The sequence below is a fragment of the Psychrosphaera aquimarina genome, assembly GCF_032461525.1.
Lineage (GTDB): Bacteria > Pseudomonadota > Gammaproteobacteria > Enterobacterales > Alteromonadaceae > Psychrosphaera > Psychrosphaera aquimarina.
In genome coordinates, this window is record NZ_JAWCUA010000007.1 from 570,593 (window position 1) to 587,376 (window position 16,784).

Here is a 16,784-nt window from a genome sequence, read left to right on the forward strand (position 1 = left end):
AGGTTTAATTCGCTAAACCTTAAAGAATATCTTCTTTTTATATAATATATGCATCACAACATAAGACATTAACAAGAAACTTATCGCATACATGAGTGAACCATTAAGATTGCCAAATAGTGGACTATATACTTGATGGTACAGCCAGCCTTGTAAGCTTATATTACCAATAGGGATCATCATAAATAATCGTGCGACCACCGCAGAAAACAAATAAAACAAAATGGCATTGGCACCAAATACAACAAATGGTGCACTCCAGTTTTTATAACCTTTTATATCAATCAGCCAAGTTAACAAACCTAAAATAAATAACGCCCAGCCTGTCGTCATCACAACAAAACTAGATGTCCATAATGCTTTGTTAATAGGGAATACAAGACCATAAAGCTCACCTGCAATAATCAACGCTAATCCCCAACAAAACATGGTTTTAGTTTTATTTATCAGTGTTCTAGATTTATCCGTTAATAGATCTCCGGTGAATACCCCCGCTAATGCTCCCGCAATCGCAGGGAACGTGCTTAATATGCCTTCAGGATCAAAGGCAAAAGGTTGAGCTTTCGAGTAATACACGTGCTCACTTCCCAGAATTACGTTATCTAGCCATGCCGCTAAGCTATTTCCGTGCTGCAACAACCCTTGGTAAACAACACCATTATTGTCAGTGTATGGAATTAACATCATGATCGCCCAGTAACCTAATAGTAATCCTGTAATCCAAAGCCCTCGCCCAAATCGGCCAAAATATAAAACAATGATCACGGTAAATAAAAATACTAAACCGAGTCTCTGTAAAACGCCCATCACCCGCACAGACATTAACTTAGACTCAACCCAACTGTAATCTGCAGCAAAAACGTTGAAGTAAAACAAAGCTAAAAACAATCCCAAACCAAACAATTTAGCAGCCCTTACACTGGCATTTTTTATCAAGCTCAGTTTATTGGTTCCTTTGGCCATTTCTCTGTTCATAACAATGGCAATGGATACACCAACAATGAAGACAAAAAATGGAAATATTAAATCGGTAGGAGTCCAGCCGTGCCACTGAGCATGTAACATTGGAGGATAAACATAAGACCAACTGCCGGGATTATTTACCAAGACCATAGCGGTAATGGTTAACCCTCTAAATACATCGAGCGCTAACAGTCTATTTTTTGGTAATATTGATAGTATTTTCTCACAGTAAATATGCCAACCCATGTTGATGTTCTTCCTTTTAATATATGCTTGTTATTACTAATTAACGCTGTGCTTGATAGATTATCTGTAGCGCCTTTGTTAATACTTGCTGTTGCGGTTCAGATAAACCACATGGATTTGACCCCAGCTCATCCACACCTTCTTTATTCTCTTCTTGGAAATGGATAATTACTGAAATATCTAATTTGTCATCAACCAATACGAGATTGTTGTCAGATAAAGCAACATGGCTACTATGTGTCAAATATGGATGGCAGGTTTGCACATCTAATATAGGTTTAAATTGGATCAACTCTTTACTTAATAGCCAAAAAGAATTGTGTTGTAACCAACGAGTGTATGCACTTGGTTTAAACAGTTGTTGGTTGCCATAACTACCATTATTTTTAAACAATTGTGTTAATACTAATACATCGTCCATCCGAGTGGTTAGCTGGCTTGTTGGCCTTGATTTGTTACTTGGTTCTGTTCGAAACGCACTATGATTTAAACCTAAAGGTAAGAACAATTGTGTTTCAACAAATTGCTCAAATGGCATGTTAGTTACTCTTTCAATGACTAATCTTAGAACTAAGTCATTAAACTCACTATAAACAAGCTTTTGTTCAACACCATAATAAAATGGGACATGGTAAATTGCGCTTTGCCAATCGATATCAAGTGATTGCTGATGTAATTCATCAACGGTTAAGGATAACGCCTGATTCGGTTCGTTATCCTCTCTAGACTGTTGGACGGCTTGAAGGTAATCATCGACTCTTGGGTAACCAGATTTATGATTAACAAGGTGTTTGATCAATCGGTTTGCTCTGCCATCACCTTTATATTCAGGTAAATAATATGAAACTGAGTTATCTAATTTTATACGTTGCTCACCAATTAATTTAGCCATAGCAAGTTGGGTAGTAAAAAAAGAACTTAATTGATTTAAATGAAGTTCACCGTTCTTTGCTGCGCGGCCAAAAGATTGGTGTAAGATCACTTTGTCATGTTTAACTAAACTAAATTCAAAACTTTGCTCTAAAGTACTGAGGCTATTGGCCAGTTCATTTCTCAATTTCCTTTCTAACCAGACTGTAGGCTGCTTTAATACCGGCCCAGTAACATTAATAGAAAGATTAGACAAATCGCTTTTAGATTCAATTTCTAACACGTTATTGCCATTGTTAACTAAGCTAGTAATACCAAATTTAATGCCTGTTGCATTCATTTTTACTGGTTGCTTGAAATCGACGGACACACCATTAATAGTGATATCTAAGTCAATCAAACTTGATAAATTAGGATGAATTAAAGTGACTTCTCCCTGCCCTTTCGCTCCATAAAAAGGTTTCACTAAACGGTTTTTATTAGCCTCTAGTAAACTCGATAAACCGAATTGCTGTTCTGCTTCTCGGTTATATCGTGACATTAATACTTTCAGTTGAGGTTCTTTGTATTTTTCTAATAATGCATAAACCGTCGCAGCCGTTTCTGTATTCAACTCTCCTGTCACATCCCAAGGAAGAAAATGCATTTGAAACGCAAATAATACATCTTGAGTTTGACTGTCTAATATTCCCGTTTCCTTAATATTGTAACCATAATAATAAAGCGCTTTTTGCACTAAATTGATAGAAGGGGAAAACGTTTCAAACATATGCTGATATTTAGCTTGAGTCTGGGCATCATACCAAGCACCAATGCCATGTTGATAAAGTTGATACCAAGGGAAATTTGGCCCTGGATCGTTTTTTCTACTAGGAGATATATCTGAATGTCCAATGACTCTTGTCGGCTCAATGTCTGGATGACGTTGTAAAATTTGTTTTGATAATTCAATTAATAAACTGATTTGCTCTTGGTCAAAATCAGGAAACCTGCAATCTTTATGAGCGCCATATTCCCCTCCATGTGTTGCTTTAACTACCGGTTGGTGATGGCATTTGGGAATATTAACTATCTCTATACCGATGGAAGTATCATTTAAGTTTCGGCGGCCATCCCAATAACTGGTTCCAGCATGCCAAGCCCTTTGGCTTTCATCCACTAGTTGTATTATTTCCAAACTAGTTTTGGAGTAACTTGGATCGTCTTTTTCTGGAATTAAATAATGCGCACTCACGCCTCCACTATCTTTAAGCGCCCACATGGAACGTTGATAATCTATCGCTGTAAAGTGTAAAATTAAAGATTGAATCCTCGCATTTTGCCCAACAGATATTTGTTTATCGATAGGTAAAGATTGGCAGCCAATCAATAAACTAATAGCACAAGCCAATAATAAATATTTTTTCCAATGATTATTCACTGCTCAGTCTTACTCCCGACAACTTGTAACATGACCTCATTCATTAAGGTTTGCATTTTCATACCCGCTTCTATCACTTTATTTTGTTCTTCATCGTTATCCACTTTATTGGAAACACTCGTTTGTGCGGCGATGGTAAATTCATGCCCGCCGTTAATATTGGGTAAACTAACATGGGCTAAATATATTATCTCACCAGCGGTTCTAGTGCCGCTATAACCCCACCCAATTTTTTGAAATATACGCCACTTGCCATCCGTTAACTTATCTAAATATTGCTTGGCTTGTTCTCCATTTGGATCGAAGACAAACTCGGGGAGTAGAGATTGGACAATTGCATTAGCTAGTATTCGACTAATACCCGCAGTCATTCCTGTTACGTTGTCATTGTTTTGCTTGCCATAAAATAACAGATTTAAGTTAAAGTTATTAATACTTTCTAATTGAGTTGATGGCTCTGCTTGATTAACAACTAATCGCTTTAACCACTCAGCTAACGCTAAAGTACTCATTGGTTTATTTCCTGTCAGGGCACAATGCTCACAGCGATAACTTAGATAATTAGGGTCGTCAGAACTTGGATTAAAAACCGCAACTTTCATTGGCGGTTTGCCAGTCTGTTGCCATAGATTACTTTCTGGTTGAAAAGCAGTTCCACCGTAAGCTCCATTTATATGACTGTTACCTACATTCAACCACTTTTGTTTGAATAACTGAGTTAACCTTTTACGGCCAATCGAGTTGATAAAATATGTAGCGATTCTATTAGAATTTCCATCGGCTCTACCTTGGGGCATAACTATGGATACTTGTGACAAGATCTGAAAACCATGCATCACCAATTTTAAAGTCGTCATTTATCCCCTGTTCTTGCGCCACCAACATTGCGCCAGTTACAGCCATCACTTTAGAGGCACTCCATGGTTCAAATAATTGTAAATGCGTTTGCTCGTTGGCTCGATAACGATATACCAGTGTATCTGGGTCACTAACTGACTGCTTAGTTTCTATTACTACAACTTTATTTCCTACGTCACTTACTGTTAATTCAGACCAACTAGCCTTGATATTATTTATCCAATCAGGGGAACGGTAATTAATGGATTCTCCACTTTGGAAGGCATCTATCTCTTGCAAGTTAGGTTTTGATAACCCTTGAAGGAGGTTGGCTTGAGTATTTAATGGCTTATAAGGTGGAGATGCCATCACCTTTTGATAAAAAACATCTGATGACATACGAGTATTATCATCTGAATAAATATAAAATAAACCAAGGACGACTAAACATAACACCACAACGCTCTTGCTTGTCATTAAATTCACAATTAAAACTTCCAATTAATTATAAAGTCAAGAATAAATTATTCACAACGTAACATTAAACAGAATTCCATCGCAAACATTAATTATATTAAACTAATATCTAAAATCACGTTAGAATAGCTCACTTAAATTTATCTCTGAGGCCGTAAAAATGAACAGAAAAAAGAAAATAAATGAAACATTTAAACGAAAGTTAAAAAAGGCCAATAGCAAATTACATAAAAGCAACAAACCTAAATATATTTCTAAAGCAGATAGAGCCTTGTTAGACCAAAAAGAGCAAGAGCAACAAGAACAAACAAGCGAACAATAAACTTAATAATCGACCTTCAACGAAACTAGGAGGCCAGTCATGATCACTAAAACAAAAGAAGTGTTTCAGCAAGAAGCACTTAACCGCTTAATAAAGTTATTTCAGCATTCAAAAACCTCTAAAACGGATCAAAAAAACAAACATAGATTAGAGGGATTTCTTCACGCTGGTGAATACTTAGGTATTATCACTCATGAAGAAGGTATAGATATGCTAGAACAAGCTCACTTTGAGGTGTTTGGCGAATCCATCAAACAAAAACAAGCGCGAAAAGATCAATATCGCACCGCGTTGAATTCGGACGACTTAGACTTCTTTGATACCCCTGCAATTGAACGCTTGAAAAACAAATAATCGTCCAATTAAGTAACTTTCATGTATATTCTCAATAATACGAAATAACAGGAAGTGCAAATGAAACCAATCGTTATATTATTATTAGCAATAAGCATGTCGGCATGTACTGAAGATGTAGGCAAAGTCAGTTTAGGATTGTTTACCACCAAAGACGTGGTGATAAAAGCAGAGCAAGATCCTAAAATCCCAGGTGTTACTTGCCATATTAGTCATATTGAAGCTAATTTAGATTTTTCTGACCCTTCTGATATGTCAATTGCCTGTCGCCAAACTGGACCCATCTTACCGGAACACCTGGCTCAAATTGATTTATCAAAAAATGGAGAAGTGATTTTTCGCGAATCCAAAAGTATCTTATTAAAAAGCCTTAAAGTACGTCGGATATATGACAATAAAGCGAAGACGTTAATGTATTTATCATACTCAACCAAAGAAACAAACGGCAGCCATCACCACGCACTTTCCACTGTACCTTTGTATAATACTCAGGCTTGGACGTGGGCCGACAAGCAAAAAGTTAAACCAATTGAATTAATGAATTAGTTATTCAGCGAGAATTAAAAGGTTTATAGGTGAGGCATTGATTGAAGAGAATGGTTGTTCCCTTGTTAAAATCAATAACAAAGCATATGAAGCTCTTAAACTCGCCCTTCGGGAGCTTGTTAGAGGCGCATAACCAAGATCAAAAAAAGAGTTCATATGAACTCTTTTTTGTTTTTTTATGAAGCTTATATACCTAAGTTTTCTTTATATCTTAGGGAATCCACCTGGCATTTTTGGCATTCCACCGCCCATACCACGCATCATTTTCATCAAGCCGCCACCTTTCATTTTTTTCATCATTTTTTGCATTTGCGTAAACTGTTTTAACATGCGATTAACATCTTGAACTTGTGTTCCACTGCCCATCGCGATACGACGTTTACGAGAGCCTTTTATGACATCAGGAAACTTACGTTCCTTTTTCGTCATGGAGTTGATAATGGCTTCCATTTGCACAAACTGTTTGTCGTTTACTTGGCCTTTAACTGCATCAGATACTTTGCCCATGCCCGGCATTTTATCCATCAAACTCGACATCCCGCCCATGCTGCGCATTTGCGTTAATTGATCACGAAAATCTTCAAGGTCAAAACCTTTACCTTTCATGACCTTTTTGGCAACTTGCGCTGCTTTTTCTTTATCTATAGTTGATTCAATTTGTTCAACTAGAGAAAGTACGTCTCCCATGCCTAAAATGCGGCTGGCAATACGTTCTGGGTGGAAAGGTTCTAACGCATCAATTTTTTCACCCATACCAATAAACTTAATTGGTTTACCCGTTATGTGACGTATTGATAATGCCGCACCACCTCTGGCATCGCCATCCGCTTTAGTTAAGATAATACCCGTTAATGGTAAAGCTTCATCAAAGGCTTTAGCGGTAACGGCCGCATCTTGTCCCGTCATTGAGTCTACAACAAACAGAGTTTCAACTGGATTAACCGCGGCATGTAATGCTTGGATTTCTGCCATCATGTCTTGGTCGATTGCTAAACGGCCTGCCGTATCGACTAACAACACATCAAAAAACTTACGTTTCGCGTGATCGATTGCTGCGTTAACAATATCAATAGGCTTTTGTTCGATTGAGCTTGGGAAAAACTCAACATCAACTTCAGTGGCTAAGGTTTCTAACTGTTTAATAGCGGCTGGACGATAAACGTCGGCACTCACTACTAATACTGATTTTTTCTTTTTCTCTTTTAAGAATTTAGCTAACTTAGCAACTGATGTGGTTTTACCCGCCCCCTGTAAACCTGCCATCATGACAACTGCAGGAGGTTGCGCGGCAAGGTTTAAATCTTCATTTTTATCGCCCATGGCCTTTTCAAGCTCACCTTGAACGATTTTCACAAACACTTGGCCTGGCGTTAAACTTTTACCAACTTCTTCGCCAACGGCTTGTTCTTTAACGGACTTAACAAAATCCCGAACAACAGGTAACGCAACGTCCGCTTCTAACAGCGCCATTCTTACTTCACGTAACGTATCTTTAATGTTGTCTTCAGTTAGTCGCCCTTGACCACTAATTTTTTTGAGGGACTGGGATAATCGTTCAGATAAATTGTCAAACATAGATGAATATTCTCTTACTAAGGCTAGCTGTTTTTAACAGCGCGAATGGTGCGATTATATACCGCTACCTATGCTAAATATAGGGTAAAAAAGCAATTACAAGGTTTCAAATTCATTCTAAGATACAATCTGCTAATTTATTGCAATTAAACTTTTGAATATTGATTAACGAAATAAAAAAACGTGGTAACATCAAAGCGTTATTTTTTTAGATTTACTCATAAAGGTTTACCCCCATGTCCGCAATGATAGGACTTATTTTAGCTTTTATTGGATTTACTGTTGCCAGTATTGTGACGGCTAGATCAGTTTTCATAAACTCTACATTCAATTCTAAAGTTCTATTTTCAGTCGCCATTGGCGCAATAATCTCTCAATTAGTTGCCGTGCGCGCAATGTTGTTTGTAAATAATGAATTGCATTTATCCTTAACTTCAATGTGTTTATTAATCAACGCACTTATAGTTGTTGTGTTAACTATACGTTCATTTAAAAACAGTAACTTAATGATTTTGTTAGTCACTTATGGATTTTCCGCGCTATTGTCGCTGGCTATTATTTTTGTACCTAATGATTCACTCGCTTATATGGGCGTGTCGATTAATTCGTCTGTACCTTTGATAATTCACATTGTTCTATCAGTTAGTGCTTATTGTGTATTGGTTATATCGTCTTTATATGCAATACAGTTTAGATACATAGACTCTAAGCTAAAATCAAAAACGTTATCGTTAAACAGTCACCTACCTTCACTTAATGTTGTTGAACTACAACAATTTAGGCTAATGGCTATTGGGTTAATTTTGTTAACTGCCGCTTTATTCACAGGGTTCTTATTTCTAGATAACATGTGGACAAAACAATATGCACATAAAACAATATTATCTCTGATCGCTTGGGCTGCTTTTGCAACACTTACCATAGGCCATAAAATATATGGTTGGCGTGGAAGTAACAGTGCAATTGCCACCATATTAGCCTCTTTAATACTCACGTTGGCATATTTTGGCAGTCGTTTTGTGCGTGAAATATTGCTCACTTAACGTATTTGGCTTGACTATACCTACATAAGATCATACTTATACATTTATTAATTCCAGCAAGGATCAATTTTGGGCGACATCTCTACAAGTGCACTGTTTATTTTACTCGTTGTACTTATTTTTATTTCAGCATACTTTTCTAGTACTGAAACTGGGTTAATGGCATTAAACAAATATCGGCTAAAACACTTAGAAAAGGAAGGTCACAAAGGGGCTATCCGCGTCACTAAGTTGATGAGTCGGCCTGACCGAACCATAGGGCTTATTCTCATTGGGAACAACTTGGTTAATATTGGCGCTTCTGCAATCGCTACCATTATAGGATTACGTTTATATGGTGATGTGGGCGTCGCAATTGCGACATTTGGATTAACGTTAGTCATATTAATTTTTGCCGAAGTGACGCCAAAAACACTCGCCGCCTTACACCCTGAAAAAGTCGCTTTCCCCAGCTCTATTCTTTTATTGATACTAATGAAGATACTATTCCCATTAGTGGTCATTGTTAATTACATCACCAATGGTATTTTAGCCTTATTACGCGTTAGTTCTGAACAACGTGAAGAACATAGTTTAAGTAAAGAAGAGCTCAGAACCGTAGTTAATGAATCCGGTGGCATGTTAAGAGATAGTCATCAGAATATGATTGTTAACCTATTGGATTTGGGCAAAATTAAAGCTGAAGATATTATGATCCCACGTAACGAAATTTATGCGTTGGATATCAATGATGACTGGAAAAACCTACTTAAGGGACTTACGTACGCAAACCACACACGCTTGTTGCTTTATCGTGACAATATAGATGACGCGGTTGGTTTTATTCATGTAAGAGACGCATTGAGATTGCTTGCCAAAGAAGATTTTAGCAAGACCACATTATTAAGAGCCGTACGTGAAATATATTACACACCTGAAGGTACGTCTCTGTTTGTATTACTACAAAAACTTAAACAAAATAAAGAACGTATTGGTTTAGTTGTTGATGAATACGGTGATATTCAAGGCTTGTTTACTCTTGAAGATATTTTAGAAGAAATAGTGGGTGACTTTACTACTGGTATTTCTGTCGACCCAAGTGCTATTTGTGTAAAACAACCTGACGGCAGTTATGTTTTAGACGGGAGTTCATCCATCCGTGATATTAATAAAGAAATGGAATGGGACTTACCCACTGACGGACCAAAAACGATTAACGGTTTGATCTTAGAGATCATGGAAGACATCCCAGATGGCGGCGTTTCTATCTTAGTTTCTGGTTATCCAATTGAAATTATTGATGTAAAAGACAATAAAGTTTCTTTGGCTAAAATCCATCCTAAAATTGAGATGGAAGATACGTCAGATTAACTGACGTATCTTAGCTATCAGCTCGCCTCTCCCTCCCCTTACTTAGAAAAATAATTCACTAATATTGTGCAAAATATCAATATTTTCCAACTTCAGCCGTTAACTATATGAATTAATGATCTATATTCATTAAGGATTAGTATAACAATTTAGGGTTGAGATAATGAATTTTAAGAGTATTCGCGTTAAATATACGGCGATGTTTTGCAGCATAGCCGCCGTATTTATAATATCCAATTTGATGAATTTTTCGTTAATATCCAAAACGGAAAATGGGATGGTCTTATTTGCCCATGAATTTAACCCAGCTATTTCTGCAGTGTTAAACGCAGATAGAGACCTTTATCAAGCCAGAGTAGCTGAACTGCAAGTATTGATCATAAAACAGGGTGACTCCAGCGCAGTTGAACTAAGAAATGAGTTCGAAGAAAATGCCCAGCAAGCTTACGACAGAATGCAAAAATTTAAACAATATATGTCTGAATACCCTTCAACCACTCAAAAGCTCGGACAATTTAATGCAAGTTTCAATAACTGGAAAGAGGCCGCGGTTAAAGTTTTTGATTTAGCACAAAGTGGACAACTTGAAAAGGCAAAGCAGCAAAGCGCCGCATCATCATTAACCACATTTAATAATTTGCGATCCTTTTACGACTTTGCGGGAGAAGCTGCAGACAAAAAAAGTTTATCACTAAGTGATGAAATCATTACTGACGTTAATACCACATTAACGGTTCTGACAATCTTCAGTGTCATTATCATTTTATTTACTTTAATTACAGGCATAATTGCGCCAAAAACAATGGCGGATGCACTAGATGACTTGTCGTCTAAGCTAAAAGCAATGAATAGCGGAGATGGTGACTTATCAAAACGAATTAATAGTAATCGTCATGATGAGATTGGCCAAATCGCCAACGATTTCGATGAATTTATGGATGTGTTAGCTAAGTTAATTGGCTCTATCGTTGAACAATCGTCTGAGGTAATTACAGGTGTAAACGAATTAGATTCTGGCGCTAAAAAAATCAAACATACCAGTAAAGAGCAAACGGATAAAGTGGACATGATAGTCACTGCTGTGAATCAAATGTCTTATGCAATTAAAGAAGTGGCAACTAACGCCAACTTAACCGCCACTGAAATTGATGTGGTTAATAAGCTTACCAGCGAAGGTAAAGATATTACCAACAACGCAGTTCATGAAATGGAGCAACTATCCAAAACCGTTAACCACGCGGCAGAAGTGATTTCACGTCTAGCCGAAAACTCTTCAGATATAGCGTCGGTATTAGATGTAATTAGGGGTATCGCGGAACAAACTAACTTACTTGCTCTAAATGCGGCCATTGAAGCGGCGCGTGCTGGTGAACAAGGTCGTGGTTTTGCAGTTGTTGCTGATGAAGTTAGGACGTTAGCTAGTCGCACACAAGAGTCAACACAAAGCATTCAAGGCATGATAGAGGCGTTACAAACGGGTGTTGAGCAAGCTGTGAGTTCAATTAGCCAAGGTAATAGTGCTACCGAATCAACCGTGGCACTTTCACAACAAACCCTAGCCTCTTTAGAAAAAATTAGTGAAGCCTGTAACAATGTTTCAAATGTTGCAGCACAGACCGCAACCGCCACAGAACAGCAAAGTGTTGTGGCAGAGGACATCAGTGAAAACTTAACGGTATTATCTGACCAAACTCAAACTAACTTTAACATTGCAGAAAACAATGGAAATCAAGCTAATACAACCATGGCGTTAGCTACTGAACTTTCTAACTCTGTAACCCGTTTTAAACTTAGTTAATTTCGTATTTTTTCTATACAATATGTTTAATACATGGAAGTGTTAAACATATCATTCGTTAATTTTACCCATTTTCCAAAAGAGATTTTAGTTTGAAATTACCTGCATTACTTTCCATTTTCGCTTTTACTATATTCACTTCTCAGCTACACGCTTTAGAAACTATTGAAGATCAATATGAAGAATTTAACTATTTAAAAAAAATTGAAGAGTGTATTGATGACATCGTTAATTCCAGTCTTTATGACGGTAGTCAAGATAAAGTGAACCAATACTGTAAAGTTAAGATCATCAAAAAAGACTTTAACCCTGGAAGATATGCCAAACGTATTCTTGAAGAAAAAATGACCGAGTTAAACCCTTTTGTCATCACACCGCATAAACCAAGTTACATTTTACCGATAGTAATTAGTGACAACTTTAACAGCAAAGAGTACGAATATTTTGATGGCTATGCTGAAGGAATGAAAGAGGTTGAAGCTAAATATCAATTAAGTTTTAAAATCCCACTTAACACTGGTGACATTTTTATTCGGGGTGATGGGGCTTATTTTGCAATGACAATACAAGCTTGGTGGCAGCTATATTCTAGCCAAATATCTAAACCATTTAGAGAAACCAATTACCAACCTGAACTATTTTATCGAGCTCCTTTGCCATGGAACCCATTTGGCGGCAACACGGGCTTTATGCTGGCCTTTGAACACCAATCAAATGGGCAAACCCAGATACTTTCTAGGAGTTGGAATCGAATTATTGGCAGCCTAATCTATGAAAAGGGCGATTACATGTTTATGTTAAAACCTTGGCATAGAATTAGAGAAAGTGACAAAACTGACCCTTTATCTCCTAAAGGAGATGACAATCCAGATATTGAAGACTACATGGGTAATTATGAGTTATATGGCGCCTACGCTTACAACGATAATAATAAACTTTCAGTATTGATCCGCAAAAACTGGCGAACTGGTAATGGAGCGATTGAATTAAATTATACCTATCCGCTTTATGGCAAGTTAATTGGCACTATCCAATATTTCTCAGGATATGGCGAAAGTATGATTGATTACAATCATAAACAACAAAAGTTGGGGCTAGGTATTGCACTAACAGAAATATTTTAAACACGATTATAGTTACTTTCAAAACGAACAGATATTTCTGTTCGTTTTGATTAACCTGATTTTTTTATGTGGGTTAATAAAATAACAAGCGCCATAACCAACCAGAATCTAAGTATTCCTTACAACCTTTTAATTGTTGTCCATATGTTCGAGCTCGAACATCTACTTTTTTCGCAACTTTAACTAACCAAGCTTTTTTATTGTACGTTTTTTTGCGATACCCACCCCACCCTTCGTGATAATTCAAGTATTGGTTTTTAGCATCCCATTTTGACACTTTATTTATTCTGTGTGTTTTTGCGGTAAACCACCCCATAAAATCAATCGCATCTTCAAAATCATCTCTGTCACCCCAAGTATTGCCAGACTCTTTTACATACTCTTCCCAAGTGACAGTTTTAGCTTGGGAATAACCATAGGCACTACTCGCTCGACCGTAGGGTATAAAACCTAAAAACCATCTCATAGGTGGTTGTGCATCGGCTTTAAATGAACTCTCTTGATACATCATGGACATTACAACATGAATTGGTGTTCCCCACTTATCCTGCATATCATTCGCGGCATCCCACCAATCATCTTTCTCTATAAATATTTCACAAATGTTGTTGATATTCTTTGGCTGTGGAGTGGTGCAACCTAGAATTGAAAGGGTCAAAAATAAATAAATTATAATTTTTTTCATATTGTAAGAACTTTTTCTGAAAATCCTGTCTAACATAGTGAAAGCAGTATTTTTTCATTCCCTGGAAGTTGTTGTTAGTTTAGCGAACATTAATTAATGTTCGTTTTTTTTTGCCTACAGGATGTAGGTATACTCGATGGCCATGGATGGCCAAGGAGAGTATGCCTGTTTTTAATGTAGGTATACTCGATGGCCATGGACGGCCAAGGAGAGTATGCCTGTTTTAATGTAGGTATACTCGATCTACCACGATGGTCAAAGAGAGTATGCCTGTTTTAATGTAGGTATACTCGATCTACCACGATGGTCAAAGAGAGTATGCCTATACAGAATTAGTATGTCGAGACTCAAAATAACTATGTTCACAGCCCCAAATCAGTAGATAGATAAATAGAATGTTAAGGTTTACTGTTAAATTTAAAACTAAAATCAAATAAAAATAGAACTAAACACATTTATTTTTCATTTCGCTGAACTTTTCCACCCCCTGTCTAACAAAGTGAAAGTTGTTAATTCCCTTTAGATTGTTGTTGTTTTATTGCGAGCATTTATATGCTCGCTTTTTTTTGCCTGTAAGGAACAGGTATGTCGCGAGCCATGGATGACAAAGAGCGACGGTCTACAGGATGTAGGTATGCTCGATGGCCATGGATGGCCAAGGAGAGTATGCCTAAAGATTTTAAATTTTTTTGACACAAAGCTGAATATCCAATCCATTCAATTTGATGTGTGAGTAAATAATTTTATTTAATTTCACACTTGGATGAACTTTTTGTAAATACCCTGTCTAACAAAGTGAAAGTTGTTAATTCCCTGGAAAGTTGTTGTTGTTAATTCGCGAGCATTTATATGCTCGCTTTTTTTGCCTACAGGATGTAGGTATGCTCGATGGCCATGGACGGCCAAGGAGAGTATGCCTGTTTTAATGTAGGTATGCTCGATGGCCATGGACGGCCAAGGAGAGTATGCCTAAAGACTTTAAGTTTTAAGTTTGTTGTCACAAAGCTGAATATCCAATCCTTTCAATTTGATGTTTGAGTAATTAATTTTATTTAATTTCACACTTGGATGAACTTTTTGTAAATACCCTGTCTAACAAAGTGAAAGTTGTTAATTCCCTGGAAAGTTGTTGTTGTTAATTCGCGAGCATTTATATGCTCGCTTTTTTTGCCTACAGGATGTAGGTATGCTCGATGGCCATGGACGGCCAAGGAGAGTATGCCTGTTTTAATGTAGGTATGCTCGATGGCCATGGACGGCCAAGGAGAGTATGCCTGTTTTAATGTAGGTATGCTCGATGGCTTTTTTGTTCAAGCAGAGTATGTAGGTATATAACTGTATATTTAAAACTAAGTATTGAGGGGAAATACTCGCAAACAAGTGAATGTCCTGTTTACGAGTTTTAGTCTTTATTTAAGTATTGGTTAATATTTAAAGTATTCTGTTATAAACTGATCAAAATCCACTTGGTCGGCTTGCTCAACTTCTAACTGTTTTTGTAATGACTTAATTGACTCTTGTTGTAAAAACTCAGATGAAAACTCGCTGGTTTCTTTATTTAAAATAATTTTCTTAAATTCTTGAGCTAACTTCAACCCATATGCACCGTTATCTGTATTAGTTGAATGTAGTACAGCTAATAATTTACCAGACAACGTTTTAGTTGGATCGTTTGCTGAAGCTAATGTCGCTTTAATAGCATCTGAGTAGTGAGTTTCACCGTAATGATTATCCAACCAAGTCGCTATCGTAGCGAAGTCTTTAAATATTTCGCCTAACCAATCAGTGCGACTTTTAACAACACCATTGTGTCCTAATGTTAAGTCTGGTTTTCTACCATCTAAAACTATCTTATCCTGATTTTCTTCCGCTTCTTGTTGTTGCGTATTATTTAATTCAGTTTCAGAATTAAATAAACAATACAGCAAGAAAACGTCAAGAACATGCATTTGCTCCAGTGTAATACCATAAGGAGTAAATGGATTTACATCTAACGCCCTTAACTCAACATACATAATGCCACGATTAGCCAAAGCGTCTGTTGGTTTTTCACCTGACTTAGCAACTTGTTTTGGTCTTACTGGAGCATATAACTCATTTTCTATCTGTAAGATATTGTGATTAAGTTGTTTATATTCACCATCAACTTTGACACCAATTTGTTTGTATTCTGCTGATTCTGTATGGATCGCCTTCCTAAGTTTTTCGATGTATTGAGTTAACGAGCCATATTCAATATTCAACTCTGATTGAGCACTATTGGTATACCCTAGATCACTCATTCTTAATGACGTAGCATTCGGTAGAAATATAGAGCCTTTGCCAAAAGAATCAAAATCCAAACCGGTTTCTCGCCCTTTTAAGAAGGATTTACACATCGCTGGTGACGCACCATATAGATAAGTAACTACCCATACAAAACGTTTAATATTACGTACCATATGCATGTATTGAGAAGACTGATATTCAAGCGTATCTTCTGTTGATCCATTTAACTCTTTAAATAATTGCCAAAACTCAGTTGGTAGGGAAAAATTGTAATGGATACCTGAAATTGCCTGCATCATAGAGCCATATCTGTTTTTCAGGCCAGTTCTATAAGTTGATTTCATTTTACCTACATTAGAGCTACCAAACTGAGCAATTCTAATGTCATCTTCATTATTGATAAAACAAGGCATGCTCATAGGCCATAACACTTCATCACCAATATTTTGGGCGACAAACTTATGCACATCTTGTAACTGGGCATAAGTCGTATTGATATTATTTGAAGGTGGCGTAATTAATTCTAATAAAGATTCAGAGTAATCAGTTGTAACATAAGGATGCGTAAGAGCTGATCCCAAGGCAATTGGATGATCCAATTGAGACAATTTACCATCGGTATTTACTCGTAAACTTTCTCTTTCAATACCACGGTTAATATTGGTTATTGCTTTGGTAAATTGAGCTGAAGTTAATCGCTCAAGTTTTTGCTTAATTGTTGTCAATGCGCAACCTTTCCTTACATCTTTAGTATTCACTGTATATTTACTTTGCACTAAAGATATTGAAACCAAACTAGTTTATATAAGAGCATGTTATGGAGTCTAATATCTATAAAATAAAGGGCAAGTTAAAGATAAATTTGAAGAAATTTTTTGTAGAAACAAAAAAACCGCCTTTCGGCGG

Annotated in this window: 14 protein-coding genes; 7 read left to right on the top strand and 7 right to left on the bottom strand. The window is 36.8% G+C overall.

Annotated elements, in window-relative coordinates:
- Window positions 1–12: 12 nt before the first annotated feature.
- Genes RT723_RS09120 through RT723_RS09135 form a run of 4 tightly spaced genes read right to left on the bottom strand, consistent with a single transcriptional unit; the run spans window position 13 to window position 4,822 of the window.
- A complete protein-coding gene (locus RT723_RS09120; RefSeq protein WP_315946756.1) occupies window positions 13–1,209 on the bottom strand; it encodes an acyltransferase family protein in 1,197 nt (398 codons plus the stop codon).
- Window positions 1,210–1,249: 40 nt separating this feature from the next.
- Window positions 1,250–3,499: an N-acetylmuramoyl-L-alanine amidase gene (locus RT723_RS09125; RefSeq protein WP_315946757.1), complete on the bottom strand. Its 2,250-nt coding sequence runs from the start codon at window positions 3,497–3,499 to the stop codon at window positions 1,250–1,252.
- Window positions 3,496–4,356 (bottom strand): hypothetical protein, encoded by an 861-nt coding sequence (locus RT723_RS09130; RefSeq protein ID WP_315946758.1) that lies wholly within the window; start codon window positions 4,354–4,356, stop codon window positions 3,496–3,498. Before RT723_RS09130 ends, RT723_RS09125 begins: the two co-directional genes overlap by 4 nt.
- Window positions 4,283–4,822 carry a hypothetical protein gene (locus RT723_RS09135; protein ID WP_315946759.1) on the bottom strand — a complete coding sequence of 180 codons (540 nt, stop codon included), beginning with the start codon at window positions 4,820–4,822 and terminating at the stop codon, window positions 4,283–4,285. The genes RT723_RS09130 and RT723_RS09135 overlap by 74 nt, the downstream gene beginning before the upstream one ends.
- Window positions 4,823–4,973: 151 nt before the next feature.
- Between RT723_RS09135 and RT723_RS09140 the strand changes: the two genes are divergently transcribed.
- From RT723_RS09140 to RT723_RS09150, 3 genes are read left to right on the top strand one after another with little or no spacing between them, the layout of a single operon-like run.
- The gene (locus RT723_RS09140) at window positions 4,974–5,135 is read left to right on the top strand and encodes a DUF2986 domain-containing protein (protein WP_315946760.1); all 162 of its coding nucleotides are present in this window, start codon (window positions 4,974–4,976) and stop codon (window positions 5,133–5,135) included.
- 39 nt (window positions 5,136–5,174) lie between these two features.
- A complete protein-coding gene (locus RT723_RS09145; RefSeq protein WP_315946761.1) occupies window positions 5,175–5,489 on the top strand; it encodes a hypothetical protein in 315 nt (104 codons plus the stop codon).
- A 60-nt stretch (window positions 5,490–5,549) separates the two neighbouring features.
- Window positions 5,550–6,035, top strand: a complete 486-nt coding sequence (locus RT723_RS09150; protein WP_315946762.1) for a CreA family protein — start codon at window positions 5,550–5,552, stop codon at window positions 6,033–6,035.
- Between the two features lie 204 nt (window positions 6,036–6,239).
- Here RT723_RS09150 and ffh read toward each other — a convergent pair whose 3' ends face one another.
- On the bottom strand, window positions 6,240–7,610 hold the full coding sequence (ffh, locus tag RT723_RS09155) for a signal recognition particle protein (RefSeq protein WP_216054350.1): 1,371 nt from the start codon (window positions 7,608–7,610) through the stop codon (window positions 6,240–6,242).
- Window positions 7,611–7,846: 236 nt separating this feature from the next.
- Here ffh and RT723_RS09160 point away from each other — a divergent pair, with 236 nt between their 5' ends.
- The 4 genes from RT723_RS09160 (at window position 7,847) to RT723_RS09175 (ending at window position 12,925) form a co-directional block, all read left to right on the top strand.
- On the top strand, window positions 7,847–8,653 hold the full coding sequence (locus tag RT723_RS09160) for a cytochrome C assembly family protein (RefSeq protein ID WP_315946763.1): 807 nt from the start codon (window positions 7,847–7,849) through the stop codon (window positions 8,651–8,653).
- 69 nt (window positions 8,654–8,722) lie between these two features.
- A complete protein-coding gene (locus tag RT723_RS09165; RefSeq protein ID WP_216054352.1) occupies window positions 8,723–10,003 on the top strand; it encodes an HlyC/CorC family transporter in 1,281 nt (426 codons plus the stop codon).
- A 163-nt stretch (window positions 10,004–10,166) separates the two neighbouring features.
- On the top strand, window positions 10,167–11,801 hold the full coding sequence (locus tag RT723_RS09170; protein ID WP_315946764.1) for a methyl-accepting chemotaxis protein: 1,635 nt from the start codon (window positions 10,167–10,169) through the stop codon (window positions 11,799–11,801).
- Window positions 11,802–11,893: 92 nt separating this feature from the next.
- On the top strand, window positions 11,894–12,925 hold the full coding sequence (locus RT723_RS09175; protein ID WP_315946765.1) for a phospholipase A: 1,032 nt from the start codon (window positions 11,894–11,896) through the stop codon (window positions 12,923–12,925).
- A 73-nt stretch (window positions 12,926–12,998) separates the two neighbouring features.
- On the opposite strand, the gene RT723_RS09180 is transcribed toward RT723_RS09175, so the two are convergent.
- A complete protein-coding gene (locus RT723_RS09180) occupies window positions 12,999–13,610 on the bottom strand; it encodes a transglycosylase SLT domain-containing protein (RefSeq protein ID WP_216054355.1) in 612 nt (203 codons plus the stop codon).
- 1,424 nt (window positions 13,611–15,034) lie between these two features.
- Entirely contained in the window at window positions 15,035–16,603 is a 1,569-nt protein-coding gene (gene gshA, locus RT723_RS09185; RefSeq protein WP_315946766.1) for a glutamate--cysteine ligase, read from the bottom strand.
- Window positions 16,604–16,784: the final 181 nt, after the last annotated feature.

Coding starts and splice junctions, on each gene's coding strand:
- RT723_RS09150 (WP_315946762.1), top strand. CDS start 5,550: ATGAAACCAATCGTTATATTATTATTAGCAATAAGCATGTCGGCATGT.
- RT723_RS09145 (WP_315946761.1), top strand. CDS start 5,175: ATGATCACTAAAACAAAAGAAGTGTTTCAGCAAGAAGCACTTAACCGC.
- RT723_RS09120 (WP_315946756.1), bottom strand. CDS start 1,209: ATGGGTTGGCATATTTACTGTGAGAAAATACTATCAATATTACCAAAA.
- RT723_RS09160 (WP_315946763.1), top strand. CDS start 7,847: ATGTCCGCAATGATAGGACTTATTTTAGCTTTTATTGGATTTACTGTT.
- RT723_RS09130 (WP_315946758.1), bottom strand. CDS start 4,356: ATGACGACTTTAAAATTGGTGATGCATGGTTTTCAGATCTTGTCACAA.
- RT723_RS09180 (WP_216054355.1), bottom strand. CDS start 13,610: ATGAAAAAAATTATAATTTATTTATTTTTGACCCTTTCAATTCTAGGT.
- RT723_RS09170 (WP_315946764.1), top strand. CDS start 10,167: ATGAATTTTAAGAGTATTCGCGTTAAATATACGGCGATGTTTTGCAGC.
- RT723_RS09140 (WP_315946760.1), top strand. CDS start 4,974: ATGAACAGAAAAAAGAAAATAAATGAAACATTTAAACGAAAGTTAAAA.
- ffh (WP_216054350.1), bottom strand. CDS start 7,610: ATGTTTGACAATTTATCTGAACGATTATCCCAGTCCCTCAAAAAAATT.